The 12,954-nt window shown below is 60.2% G+C and carries 13 protein-coding genes; 8 read left to right on the forward strand and 5 right to left on the reverse strand.

The window, feature by feature from the left end; translation table 11 throughout:
• Window positions 1–78 precede the first annotated feature (78 nt).
• Genes NCT32_RS10855 through NCT32_RS10870 form a run of 4 tightly spaced genes read left to right on the forward strand, consistent with a single transcriptional unit; the run spans window position 79 to window position 3,426 of the window.
• Entirely contained in the window at window positions 79–435 is a 357-nt protein-coding gene (locus NCT32_RS10855) for a tyrosine-type recombinase/integrase (protein WP_284508516.1), read from the forward strand.
• Window positions 432–1,340, forward strand: a complete 909-nt coding sequence (locus NCT32_RS10860) for a tyrosine-type recombinase/integrase (RefSeq protein ID WP_250490242.1) — start codon at window positions 432–434, stop codon at window positions 1,338–1,340. Before NCT32_RS10855 ends, NCT32_RS10860 begins: the two co-directional genes overlap by 4 nt.
• Window positions 1,337–2,326 carry a tyrosine-type recombinase/integrase gene (locus tag NCT32_RS10865; protein ID WP_250490243.1) on the forward strand — a complete coding sequence of 330 codons (990 nt, stop codon included), beginning with the start codon at window positions 1,337–1,339 and terminating at the stop codon, window positions 2,324–2,326. Before NCT32_RS10860 ends, NCT32_RS10865 begins: the two co-directional genes overlap by 4 nt.
• Window positions 2,326–3,426, forward strand: coding sequence for an IS91 family transposase (locus NCT32_RS10870; RefSeq protein ID WP_409241531.1), 1,101 nt, complete (start codon window positions 2,326–2,328; stop codon window positions 3,424–3,426). Before NCT32_RS10865 ends, NCT32_RS10870 begins: the two co-directional genes overlap by 1 nt.
• A 509-nt stretch (window positions 3,427–3,935) precedes the next feature.
• Here the strand turns inward: NCT32_RS10870 and NCT32_RS10875 are convergent.
• Complete coding sequence (locus NCT32_RS10875) at window positions 3,936–4,208, reverse strand: hypothetical protein (RefSeq protein ID WP_250490244.1); 273 nt, start codon at window positions 4,206–4,208, stop codon at window positions 3,936–3,938.
• Window positions 4,209–4,357: 149 nt separating this feature from the next.
• The gene (locus NCT32_RS10880) at window positions 4,358–5,536 is read right to left on the reverse strand and encodes a porin (RefSeq protein ID WP_250490245.1); all 1,179 of its coding nucleotides are present in this window, start codon (window positions 5,534–5,536) and stop codon (window positions 4,358–4,360) included.
• Between the two features lie 508 nt (window positions 5,537–6,044).
• On the opposite strand from NCT32_RS10880, the gene NCT32_RS10885 reads away from it, so the two are divergent.
• A complete protein-coding gene (locus tag NCT32_RS10885) occupies window positions 6,045–6,635 on the forward strand; it encodes a YSC84-related protein (RefSeq protein ID WP_250490246.1) in 591 nt (196 codons plus the stop codon).
• Window positions 6,636–7,211: 576 nt separating this feature from the next.
• Here the strand turns inward: NCT32_RS10885 and NCT32_RS10890 are convergent.
• On the reverse strand, window positions 7,212–7,715 hold the full coding sequence (locus tag NCT32_RS10890) for a hypothetical protein (RefSeq protein ID WP_250490247.1): 504 nt from the start codon (window positions 7,713–7,715) through the stop codon (window positions 7,212–7,214).
• Window positions 7,716–8,080: 365 nt separating this feature from the next.
• Between NCT32_RS10890 and NCT32_RS10895 the strand changes: the two genes are divergently transcribed.
• Window positions 8,081–8,869: a hypothetical protein gene (locus NCT32_RS10895; protein ID WP_250490248.1), complete on the forward strand. Its 789-nt coding sequence runs from the start codon at window positions 8,081–8,083 to the stop codon at window positions 8,867–8,869.
• A gap of 376 nt (window positions 8,870–9,245) precedes the next feature.
• Window positions 9,246–9,518 (forward strand): hypothetical protein, encoded by a 273-nt coding sequence (locus NCT32_RS10900; RefSeq protein WP_250490249.1) that lies wholly within the window; start codon window positions 9,246–9,248, stop codon window positions 9,516–9,518.
• Between the two features lie 342 nt (window positions 9,519–9,860).
• Here the strand turns inward: NCT32_RS10900 and NCT32_RS10905 are convergent, their stop codons facing one another.
• Together NCT32_RS10905 and NCT32_RS10910 are read right to left on the reverse strand one after the other, a co-directional pair.
• Window positions 9,861–10,775 (reverse strand): DUF2950 domain-containing protein, encoded by a 915-nt coding sequence (locus NCT32_RS10905; RefSeq protein WP_250490250.1) that lies wholly within the window; start codon window positions 10,773–10,775, stop codon window positions 9,861–9,863.
• 10 nt (window positions 10,776–10,785) lie between these two features.
• Window positions 10,786–12,087 (reverse strand): DUF3300 domain-containing protein, encoded by a 1,302-nt coding sequence (locus tag NCT32_RS10910; RefSeq protein ID WP_250490251.1) that lies wholly within the window; start codon window positions 12,085–12,087, stop codon window positions 10,786–10,788.
• Window positions 12,088–12,514: 427 nt separating this feature from the next.
• On the opposite strand from NCT32_RS10910, the gene NCT32_RS10915 reads away from it, so the two are divergent.
• Window positions 12,515–12,954 (forward strand): PTS glucose transporter subunit IIA (locus NCT32_RS10915; protein ID WP_250490252.1); only part of this gene is annotated, 440 nt, incomplete at its 3' end.

Here is a 12,954-nt window from a genome sequence, read left to right on the forward strand (position 1 = left end):
ACGGCTGATCACCACGCAGATACAGGGTGGGGAATTTTACTCCGACAGTTTTGGGGAAACTAAGTCCGACGTTGACAGCTGCCCCAGGACGCTGGTGAGGCACTCCTGCGCTATCTCGAATCGCGATCCCGAGTGACAGGAGATGACCGCGTCTTCGTACGCAACGTTGCTCCCTTCAGGCCGTTTGTTTCGGGCGATGCCATTTCCTCGGTAGTGAAACGCGCGCTCAAGCGGGCCAAGGTGAGTTCGCCCGCCAAGGGCGCACATCTGCTGCGACACACAGCGGCAACCGAGATGTTGCGTCACGGTCTTCCCCTCGAGCAGATTGGCATGATTCTCAGGCACCGTGGTATCGACACGACGGCCTATTACGCCAGGATTGACTTTGCACTGCTCAGGCGAATCGCCCAGCCTTGGCCGGAGGTGATGAAATGATGTCCGCCGTGGAGTCCTATCTCGCTGCATGTCGGGCCGCGGGATTCAAGATGTCGAACGTGGAATACCTGCTGCGCAGCTTTGCGCGCTTCGCCGTCAATCGTGGTGAAACGCACGTCCGCGCACAGACTGCGATCGACTGGGCAACTGAGGCTGCATCGGTAGCCCAGCGTGACGCGCGGCTGAAGACCGTATGCAGATTCGCGCGGTACCTGTTCATAGAGGATCAGAACCATGAGCTGCCGCCGATGCGGTACTTCGCCTACCGAAAGATCCGGCGGGCTCCGTACATTTATACACGGACCGACATTGAACGACTGATCGACGCTGCGCTGAAACTCGAGCCCACCAACGCACTGCGTCCACAGACATATGCTTCGTTGATCGCTCTGCTGTCTGCCACTGGTCTGCGTGTATCGGAAGCCCTGAATCTACGGTCTGCCGACATTACGCCGGAGGGACTCGTCATTCGAAAGAGCAAATTCCAGAAGAGTCGTCTGGTTCCTCTCCACGATACGGCGACGGAGGGGCTGCACAAATATCTAACGCTGCGGCGTCGGGCGCATCCGGGCGATGACCATGTGTTCGTTGATGACGACGGTCACCCGCTCAGGTACACGATTGCCTACTGGACCTTCCGGAAGCTGCTGAAGTTGGCTTGCATTGGCCCTTCCTCCAACGGCCAGAGCCCTCGTTTGCATGGGCTCAGGCACACGTTTGCCATTCGTGCACTCGAAGCGAGCCCTGAAGGCCGGGATCGCGTCGGGCAGCACATGCTGGCCCTTGCGACGTACCTGGGCCACGCCAACATCAACGATACCTATTGGTACCTCGAGGCCACTCCGGAACTCCTGCGCGATATTGCAGCCACCGCCGAAGACTTCCTCATCGGAGAACAGAAATGACTCCATTAGCTCCCCATGTCTCGGCATTCCTTCGAGAGACCCTCGCACATCAGAGAGGTGCCAGTCAACATACCTGCGACTCTTATGCCTCCAGCTTCCAGCTCCTGTTCGAGTTTGCCGCCAAACGGCTTAATGTGCCTCCCTCGTCGCTTGCGCTGGAGCAGCTCGATGCCGGAATGATCGGTGCGTTTCTGGAGTATCTTGAAGATGAACGACACAACGCACCGGAGACCCGCAATGTTCGACTGGCTGCAATCAGGTCGTTCTTCCACTTCCTCGAGTATCGCGAGCCCATCGCGCTCGAGCAGATAAGGCGTGTTCTTGGCATTCCATACAAGAAGACCGATTCGCGGCTGGTACCGTATCTGTTAGAAAAAGAAGTCCGGGCTCTGCTCGATGCACCAGACCCAACAACACGTGAGGGAATCCGGGATCGGGCAATGCTGCATCTGGCTATCTGCGGCGGCCTGCGCGTTTCAGAATTGACGGGGTTACAGATGACGGATGTTGCACTACCGTCGATGAGCATCCGCGTTCATGGTAAGGGACGACGTGAGCGTGCGCTCCCCCTCTGGAAAGTGACCGCCAATGCGCTTCGTGCGTGGATCGCGGTACGGGGAACGGCACGAGTACCGGAGTTGTTCGTCAATGCCCGGGGTGATGCGATGAGCCGTTGGGGGTTTGCCTACGTCCTCAAACATCATGTTGGGGCGGCGAGCCAGAAGTGCCCTTCGTTGTTACAGAAACGTGTTTCGCCGCACGTCTTGAGGCATACGTGCGCAATGATAGTACTGCAGAGCACGAACGATATCCGAAAAGTGTCTCTTTGGCTCGGACATAGCGATCTGGCTACTACTGAAATCTACACCCGTGCCGACCCTACCGAGAAGCTTGAAGCACTCAACGCAATCGTTCCTCCGGAACTGCGCAGGGGCTCGTTCAGGCCATCCGACAAGGTCATCGCCATGCTCAAGGCGAAGCTTTAATGGAGAGTTACAGGAGCGCGAGCTCACGGTTCGCGCTCGCTCGACACGTCCACTCCCCATACGAAACTACTCCCCATAAGGCACGTAATGGAGTGCACTCCATTACATGTCGAGACCGGCATTGCCCGAAGTGCCAGGCCAGCGCCGCACACCGCTGGCTAGAGGCGCGTCAGGCCGATCTGCTACCCGTCGAGTACTTCCACGTCGTCTTCACGCTGCCCGCGCCAATCAGCGCGATCGCCTGGTACAACAAGCGGGTCATCTACGGGCTGCTGTTCGACATCGCCGCCGAGAGGCTGCGCACGATCGCCGAGGATCCCAGGCATCTCGGCGCCCAGATCGGCGCCACGCTCGTGCTGCACACTTGGGGATCGGCGCTCACGCATCACCCGCATGTGCACGGCATCGTCCCCGGTGGCGGGCTGTCGCCTGACGGTGAGCGCTGGATCGCCTGCCGGCCCGGCTTCTTCCTGCCCGTGCGCGTCCTCTCACGCCTGTTCCGACGCCGCTTCCTCGAGGCACTCCAGTCGGTTCACCACCGTGGCGACCTGCAGTTCTTCGGCGAGTACACCGGGCTCGCCGACCCCGCCACCTTTGCCCGATGGCTTGCGCCCCTACGTACTTGCGAATGGGTGGTCTACGCCAAGCGCCCGTTCGCCGGACCGAAGGCGGTGCTCGAGTACCTCTCACGCTACACGCACCGCGTCGCCATCTCCAACCAGCGCCTGGTCGCCGTCGATGAGCGTGGCGTGACGTTCCGCTGGAAGGACTACCGTGCGAAGGGACGCACCCGCTACAAGACCATGACCCTCGAAACCGGCGAATTCATGCGCCGCTTCCTGCTCCATGTGCTGCCCGGTGGTTTCCATCGGATCCGCCACTTCGGGCTGCTCGCCAACCCGGTGCGCCGCGCCAATCTCGCAAAGGTGCGCGATCTGCTGCACGTCGCACCCGAGATCAGCCCGTCGCCGGACGACGCCATCATCGAAACCCGCCCCGTCTTCATCTGTCGGCACTGCGGCGCACCGATGATCGTCATCGAAATCCTCGCGCGCAGCTCCCCGATCCGCGCACCGCCAATGCACCGGGATCCGACATGAACTCCACGGTTCCTCGACCTGCCTGTCGAACGTTGGCTCCGCAGCAACGCGGCCCAAGGATGGAAGCCTGCGCGTGTCGCTACGCGAAGCGCTTTGCCCGACCGCCTCATCATCGCGAATGCACGACTAAACCACTTCGCTACGGCGTCAGCGCCCCTCCGGCACCCCGCCTGAGCGTGCCGCATCCGGCACCACTGACCATTCCGGTCTATCAATCGCCATAGCCGCGAACCCTCCAATCGCAGTGGGGCACTCCGCGGTTTCCTCCATCGGGTTTATTCGACGCCTGCCAACACGCGCAGAGGCACCGTCACATTCCTTTGATCGATGGCAGGCATCGAATAACCCTTAACGAGCTGAGCCGCCCCTCCTGTCCATGCAACCGCGGCGCGTCTTAGACAGGTCTCGCATGCGTCCTCGCTGCCACCGGCGCGACACTGGACCACACCGGAGTTCGCGCCTACGCCATGCGTCACACACTCATGGTGCCGACACAAGACCCCGGGCGATTACTGTCCGCTCACTCCATTGTGTGCCGCCGCAATCGCAGCGTCGCGTTCTTTCGCGGCTTCCGCCTTCTTATGGTCGAAGACCTTCTTAGCGGCAGCGACTTTCTGATTGTATTTCTTGTTCGCCGCCGCGACTTCCATTCGCATTTTGACTATTTCATCGCTGTGGGCCGGCTGTGAAGCGGCTTGATCCGACGGCGCCGCAGTCTGCGCCAACGCACTTGTCGCAAGCGCGATGAACAGTATTCCTACGGTTCCTTTTAAACAATTCATAACGTGCCCCTTCTTTAGAACCGAGCTGCTCGCATACATCGTCGTTGCGAGGAGTCCGACGAACTTTGGATCGCCGGGTCGAGGCTAGGAGTACGCACTTCGATCCGGCATATCGCAAGCGATGTTGGTCCGAGTCATGAGCCTTCTGATTAGAAACGATGCCGCACGCCGACGGTGGCCTCGACCTGATTTGACGTCGATGCCGGCGAACTCACACCGTTGACCCACGCAACCCCCAGTGGATTGCCAGCCCTCGCGCTCACGCTTTGATACGTGCTTTGGATATAGACGTCCGTGCGTTTCGAGAACGCGTAGTTCGCGAGCGCGCTCACCTGATTCCAGTGCGGAGCACCGCTACCGGCATTGCCTCCGGCGCGCGAGTAGGTGTAGGCGGCCGCTAGCATAACGGCTGGTGTCAAAGCGAACCGGATGTTTCCTTCATAGTTCTGGAAGTGAGTGTTGAAGCCAGTCAGAAACAGTTCGGTCAGGTTCGTCTGTGTATAAACGAAACCCGCGACCAACGGACCGAACGCGTAGTTGACGCCTCCACCCCACGTCTGTTGCCGGCGAGCGAGTGCGCCCAACGGCACTGCGGTCGGAGTGAGGGCGCCTGATAGCGAGGTTCCAAGGGTATCGGTGACGGCCCCACCCGTGTTGAGTTGTGCCGGGGTGCCGGCGGCGTTGTTCAGGTGCAGATAGCCCGCACCGAAGTTCAACGGCCCCCACGCGTACGACATGCCGACGCTGTATGCGCGATTGTTCGCGAACCCACCGGCCTGGTTCGAGAAGCCATACAGTGCTCCGAGTTTGAAGCCGGCAAAATCTGGGCTCTGATACTTGACGGAATTGTTAATTTGGAACGAGTCGTTCAGATTGTCGACGTCGAACGGGTGCGCGAAATGGGTTCCGCCATACTGTGTTCCGGTCAACGAGAGCGGCCCGAGGAAGTCAACCATGCCGTCGGTTTGACGTCCCAAAGTCAGCGAGCCCAAGTCACGACTGGAAACTCCGACGTAGGCCAAACGGTTGAAGATGCGGTTTGCCGACGACAACTGCCCGTTGTTCAGGTTAAAGCCGTTTTCCAGAGTGAAGATCGCCTGCAACCCTCCGCCTAGATCTTCCGCTCCGCGCAAGCCCCAACGACTGTACTGCACACCTCCACTGGTCATCTGCCAGTTGCTGTGACCACCTGCTCCGGTGCCGGTGATTTGGCTGTTCGTGTAAGTCAGGCCTGCGTCGATCAGGCCGTAAAGCGTCACGCTGCTTTGCGCCTGCGCCACACCGGCCAAGGAGGCCAGCGCGGTACCGGCTATCAGAATTTTCTTCATTCGTTACTCCAGGGTTCGAAGTCTGTTTTCATTAAACGCTCACGTAACCCCGTACCGCGACTGTCCTCTCTGCGGAGAAGTTGCTGTCGCTGTAAGACGATAACGGAAATTGGGTATCCGAATCTATCGAGTCGTCAAGTTTGTCGCTGGATCGCAACGTCCGCGGATATGCCGTATGAGACGTCCGTGCTGCGAGGCAAGCAACGCGGATTTTCATTCGGCATCCTTTTCTCCGGAACCGGCGTTCGAATGCCGCGATCGATTCTTCGCCTTGTTTTTTTCCGGTTACGCGCTAACCTACCTCTGCTCCGGCTGAAATTGAGCGGGGTTTAAATCTCCAAGGTGGTTCACCCGCTTCGGCGGGTTTTTTTTCGCTGGCACGTTCGCGGCGAGTTTTCAAACAAGCGACCTCGGTCGAGTCGATCGTCTTCGCACTGCTGTGCTATAACACTTCGTGCATCTCGCTAGTGCTTTATGGGGTTTTTTCGTTCCACGATGGAGAACATCGATGCAGAGACGGAACTTCATTCGCAAGTCCACTGCCGTCCTGGGACTGGCAGGCCTCGCAGTAGCTGGCTGCACGACCAACAGGAACGCTGGAGGCGAACAGGCCGCAGGCGCGGCCGATCTGCACCGGTCGATCGACGCCGACGTCGATAGCACCCTTCAGCGTCTATACGCCACGGTAGGCGGCTCGCGTGAGTTGGTCGCAAAAGCGAACGGCGTGCTCGTGTTTCCGTCCGTAATCCAAGCCGGCCTCGTCGTCGGCGCGCAATATGGCAAAGGCGCGCTGCGCGCGGGCGGCCACACCGTCGGCTACTACAGCACAACCTCGGGCTCGTTCGGCTTACAAGCAGGGGCGCAGTCGAAAGCGCTCATTTTCCTGTTCATGACGCAGGACGCGCTCAACAAGTTCCGCAGCTCCAATGGCTGGTCGGCCGGCGCAGATGCATCCGTGGCGCTCGTCAGGATGGGCGCAAACGGCACGATCGATACGACCACAGCGACCAAACCGGTTCAGGCATTCGTGCTGACCAACGCCGGGCTGATGGCAGACGCCTCGATTGAGGGAACCAAGGTGTCGCGCTTGACGGAGTGAGTCGGAAAGGGCCGGGCGCCACAGCGCAACGAGGGAGTCGCCTCGACGGCTACCGCCGAAACTCACGTACCGGCCTGATCGGCGCGCGCTGGTGTGTACTGACGGGGCAAGACCAAAAAGAAGCCCGCCGACAGGGGCGGGCGAATCGGTTTCCTAAAGACGCCTGCTACAGCGAGCAGGCGTCTATTCGAGTGTAGTACATTTGGGCAACTTCCAACCGGCGACCTCCTCCATTTCGCGACTGTGTCTTCGATGAAGGTCAAACCTGGGCCGTCTTGTAAGCGGCCGCATCAGTGTGTGCAGTGTGCCCCGCAGGGAGGACCAGCCCGGGCCTTGACTCGTTTCGTCGCTGCGGTGCCAGGCTCCTCGACTTGGCTGTCGAGCTCCTTTGAATGGTCTATGAGGCGCCGAATGTGCAATCGAACGAGCCAACCCGCGAAACAGATGTTCGGACATCCCGAGCTTGCGTGTCATCATGTAACGAAACGCTGCACCGGCACTTGTTACCTTCTAAGCTTTTCAGCCGTCTACACGCCTTTCCTAGGCTTGTGAAGCCGAGTAGCGACCACCGCGGCGTCACGTGTCAGCGCAGCTCCGCTTCTTGCCGAGGCGAACCAGAAGCTGCTGAAGCAGCGCATGGACGCGACCAGCGCGCCCACGTTGTGTCGAGCCGACCGGAAACAATGCCGCGACCGCAAACGCGCAGGCCACCGAAACACCACTGCAGAAGGTGAGACGATACCGGTCTTCGCCCCGTGTATGGAAGCGACCGAGCGCTGCTACGTTCGGGGGGTCCGGTTGGGCCGATCTCCGGTAGAATTCGCCGCAGCTTCGGCAATCGCCCGGACGAAAAGAGCGGCCAAGGCCCATGCCATATCCCACCGCCGGCTCAGTGATAACGCTGGGCACGGGCAGCGCGCCCTTATGCTTGAGCAGGAAGTCGCTAGTGTCGAATTGACGGTCCGTCGGATCCACAAAACAGAGCGGCTCTTTCTCGTCTGCATGAACAGCGACGCACACCGCTGCGATTGCCGTAAAGATCAGAGTGATTTCCCGCACGAACGCTGGACGACCGTGCATCTTCTTTGTCCGCGGTCGACGACCGCGCGACATCGCAAAAGACCGCGTCAATTGTGCGTCCGTTTATGACATTCTCGCCACGTTACTGTTGGCTGAATAGCAGGATGGCCCAAAGTGGCTAACGCGATTCGCTTGCGTTACGCCGAAACGTCACGGATGCACTTCGAACGACTCGTGTTTGTACTAGCATTCTATGCGGGCAGCGAGCAGGTTTGTTTGACATGAACGAGAGTCGTCAAGCACGGGCAGATTAGCGGCGGCCATTGCCGCAGCCGTATCGCTGCGAGCTGAGGGATTGGCATTTTCTAAGTGTCCTGGCGTAAGCCGCGAGGATATTTGCCATGCACCGGTACTTGGGATGTGTCGTGTCTGTGGTGCTTGTCGCGAGCAACGCGCAGGCTTCAGACGCGTTGCCCGCGCAAGCGGGAACGCAGTGGCAATTCGCGATCGCGCCGTACCTCTGGTTGCCGAACGTGAGCGGGACGCTGCGCTTTTCTCTGCCCGGCGGGGGCGCTGACGCCTCTACAGGTCCCTATAACTATCTGCAAAACCTAAAGTTCGTCTTTATGCTGCAGGGCGAGGCGCGCAAGGACGATTGGAGCATTCTGGCGGACACCATCTACCTGAACTTCGGGCGACACGGCAGCTCGGTCAATACGGCGAGCGGCGTGTTCGGCCCTCGCGAGACGCAACGCAGTTTCGAGACGACGTTCCGCGGTACGCTGATCCAGCTTGGCGGCGCTCGAACCTTGGTGCGGCAGCCCTGGGGAAACGTTGATGCGATCGTCGGCATGCGCTATCTCGAGGTACAGGCCACGCTGGACGGATCGGCTACGAGAACCAACGGGACAGGGGGAAGCCTGAGCCCGGAAGTCAATGTGTCGCAGGTTCAGAACATTATCGACGGCATCGGTGGCGTGCGTGGGCGCGTTATTATCACCAGTGACGGACGGTGGTACATGCCGTTCTATCTCGACGCTGGCGCTGGCTCATCGAAGTTCACGTGGCAGGCGATGAGCGGAGTCGGCTATGCGATGAAGTGGGGCGACCTGAGTCTGACTTATCGCTACCTGGCATTCTATGGGTCGGGCGATCAATTGGTGCAAACGCTGCGCTTCAACGGTCCAAGCCTGAATGTCACGCTCAGATTCTAAGCACGAAGCCGAGGGACGGTGACGCTCGAGGTCTTTCTAGTGCACCCTCGGCGAACCGGCCTCCCGTTCGGCGCGACGCGGTCGTATCGTTCTTCAGTCACGCTTACCGTTTGCGTGGCTTGAACCTTTCATTCGAACGCCCGTACACTATTGTAAGGCTTGCGCTCTCTCGGGAGCGTAAGTTTTCCCGAAGACTCCGGCGCGCTGACACTTGATTGCGGAAAACCCCGATGACAACGGGTCCTCGAGTGATTATTGGTATGTAGAACGAAGCGGGTGTCACCGGTTAGCACGTCGTCCGAGGTTGTGGGAACTGAGGTGCGCCCTAGCGCGGAACTTAGCTCGATCGTTTGATGGCACGCGTCAGGAGGCGCTCATGAATCGTCTAAAAGCAACCCTAGTAGCCGCGACAGTCTTGTTCGCGTCGCACGCGTGGGCACAGCCGGCGGCACAGGCCGACCAAGGAGCCGCTCCATCGAAACATAACGATGAGATCGTGCAGATGCGGATGGAAATTGCCGCCGCCAACAAGAAATACAACCAGAAAGTGGCAGCGGCCAGGAAAGTTTACAACCATAAGAAATCAGAGGCCGCGAAAGAGCGCGACGCTGCCGTTGCGGCCGCACATAATGGGGTGAGCGGCCAGTAATGGCTGAGGGTCGCGAGGAACCGCGAACATGCGCAGCCCCATACGGCCGGTAGCGCAAGACATGCATTAACTCTTTAAGCATGCTGTTTGCACTCGCGGTCTGGATGGGCGGGTGTGCGGTTCCCGAGACGCCGGCGGGAAGCCGTGCTCAAACTGTGCCGCTCAGGCTCCAGCGACCAGCGCTGCGCAGCCTGTCGCTCCGACTCAGACGCCAGCGACCGGCTATCTGCCCGCCGGGAATTACCGGAGGCTGGGTGCGATCTTTGGGGTCCTGTTCATTGTCATGTTCCTTTTGATCAGCGTACCCATTCTTCTTTGATGCATCGCTACGAAGCTCGACGATCAAGGTGCCTGCACGCGAGTCCAGGATGTGTCGGGATCGAACTCGGTCAGCGGTTTTGCCAACGCGCCCCGATTCTTCTGAAACACGACGCCGTTGTTGTTGACAATGAAAGTCATCACTCCGCTGGCGCCATACTGCGCGGGGTAGGCGGCCATCGCAAAACCCGCAAGCATGCGTCCGTTGATGATGTAGTTGAAAGCGCCGCCCGGCGCGTGCTTCCCCTGTCGCGTTAGAATGCGAAAGCAATATCCGTGATAAGGGTCGCCCGGATTGCGATCCTTGAAATAATTTGCGCTCGCAGCAATCAGCGGACCGAATGGGCTCGGCTCTTCGCCCTTCGATTCGTCCGCCGGCCAGTAAAGCCCGTCGCGCTTGCCCATCGTGCTGCCGAGCTTGCGCGCGTACTGCAGCACGCCGTCGCCCACGCGATCGCGCGTCGCGTATTCGCGCTGTGCATCGACATACGCGCGCATCACCTTGATCGCCTCGCGTTCGTTCGCGCCGATGCGCCTGTCCAGCACTTCCTGCTCACCTTCTTCGGTCGCAAAGCGCCACGCGCCTTGCTCGTGCATGAGTGGAATCGGCATTGGCCATGCTTCGTCGCCGATACGCAGGACGCGTCGGTCCTGTGACGTTTCCTCCAGCATATGATACGCATTGAACTCGGCTAGCGCATTGGCGCGCAGTTCGCGATTCTCGGCTTCGTCGGGCGTCACGACCAGTTCCTTGTGCGCATTGCCGAAGATTGCGATGAGCGCGGCATCGTCGTTCGACCTGAGCGCCTGTTCTAGCGCGCTAACCGCCTCGTCCGGGGTTGCAAACGTCTGCTGCAGATCGGCGGCGAGCACGCACAGCGGGACGACAAGCATCGCGAGGTTAAGACAAGCAACGAGTCGACGAGACCGTGTGTTCATGAAGTGTCTTCTATCGACGGCCCATGCGGCCGCCGCCTCCCCCAAATCCACCGCGCCCGCCGCCGGAGAAGCTGCCTCCCTGGAAGTTGCGGCCGCCCTGTCCACCGGACATCGACTGACGGCTGGCGGCGCCGCGCGCGCCATCCGCACGCGCGCCCTGGGCGGAGCCATAGCCGCTGAAAGCGGCGCCGCCGCGTTCCTGAAAGTTCCCGGTACTTTGCCCTCGTGGCGTTTGCGCAAACGTCGGCGCACGCGCGGCGGCACGATTGCTGCCGCCAGCTGCGCCGATGTTGCCGGCGCCGGCGCGCGACGGCGGATCACCGACTCGCTGTGACGAGGCGCGCGTGCTGGCGCCCGACACCTGTCCCGGCTTCTTGTCCGAGCGCCACTGCGTTGAGCGCTGAGATGTTCCGTTTGCCGAACGGTTCGCCGCGCGATTGCTGAGTTCGTTCTTGACGTCGGCTCTATTAACGTTGCCTTCGCGGTTGATGTTGATGGTATTGTTGCCGCCCTCATAGTGCGACACGTAGTGCCCGCCATTCCACGCCGCTGTGATTGCAGCGCCCCAGATGAGGCCCGTCGCGAACGCCGCGCCCGGTGCATACGGGTAGTAATAGACAGGATAAGGCGCGGGCCAGTAGCTGTAGACCGGCGTCGGGCTGCTGACGACGACCGTCGTCGGGTTGTACTGTGGCACGTAGATGACCTCGGGATTGGACGGCACGATCTTGATGACTTCCTTCTCGACCACCACCGTCTGCTTGTCATCCGTTTTGAGATTCCCTGCCGATTGCGTCTGACGACGGAAACGCTGCACGGCCTGCAACACCGCGCTCTGGTCCGTCACCACGGCTTCGCCAAGCGCCACTGTCCAGTCGAGGTCGGCGCTCATTTTCCTAACGACCTCGGGATAATTCAAGAGCGCCTTGACCGGGCCCTGCCACGCTTCATTGACCTGCAGGTTCTTCTCGGTCTTTCTGCGCTCAAGAAACCGGTCTGCCTGCACGATTTCGACCGGATACGTCGATGCCGGCAGAATGATCGCGACGAGGTCATCGGGATAAAGCGCGATCGGACCGACGAGCATATCGAGCGAGGTGGAATCCATTGCAACGGTCTGCACGCCATTTGTGGCCGGCGTCTGCTCGTCGGTGGGCGCAATGCTCACCACGGGCGCTGGCGGAGCAGCAGGGGGCGGCGCATTGCTTTCCGGCGCGGCCGCAGGCATTGCGCACCCGCCCGTGCAAAGCGCGAAAGCGACAATAGGCACAATGGCGAAATCGCGCATGTTTAACACACCAGCTGTGGTCATCCGTTTTCGGAACTCAGTGCCGCCTGGGACTTTAGCGCCCACGAGGTGCCGCCCTCCCAAGTATTTTTAAGGCGCGACCATAAACCGGTCGTCCCCATGCTCGGTCGGAGGGAATTGGCTAAACATTGAGCTAAATATAGTCGAGGCGTCTCGCCTATTTAAAGAAAAAAGCTGCTCCGCTGGTAGGCAGCGCGGTATCGGTAAGATATTCCCTTCGATTTTGTGCCGGCGGCCGCGGTTTCGCGATCGTGCATTTGCGTGAAGCTGTCCAAGGTAGGTCCATGAAGAAGGATTCAACGGCGGTTGCCTCAACCAAACCTCGCTGACCGTTGCTTCTATATCACTTTTGGCGTATCAAATCCTTTGCAACGCATCGATCCACATCTCGGACTTCCACCTTCATGAAGTACGGCAAGGAGTCGTTCACATGGAAGCTCCTCGGCGTTTGGCACGAATCGAGTTGATGGCGCCCCTCTCGGGCGTGATGGTGCAAATCGAAACCGTGCCCGATCCGGTCTTCGCGCAGAAGATGGTCGGCGACGGCGTGTCGATCGATCCGACATCCGACGAACTGCTCTCCCCGCTCCATGGCAGGATCACGCAACTGCATCGCGCGGCGCATGCGGTGACGGTGACGAGCGTGGACGGGCTCGAAGTTCTCGTTCACATCGGCCTCGATACGGTCATGCTGCGCGGCGAAGGTTTCACGCCGCTCGTCAAGGAAGGCGACACGGTCACGACGGGCCAGGCGTTGATCCGCTTCGATCCCGTCGTCGTCGGCGCGCGGGCGGTGAGCCTGCTCACGCAGATGGTCATCGCCAATGGCGAGCTCGTCACGCGCTACGTGCCCGCGACGGGCCTCGTCAC

It is taken from the genome of Caballeronia sp. INML2 (assembly GCF_023631365.1).
Lineage (GTDB): Bacteria > Pseudomonadota > Gammaproteobacteria > Burkholderiales > Burkholderiaceae > Caballeronia > Caballeronia turbans.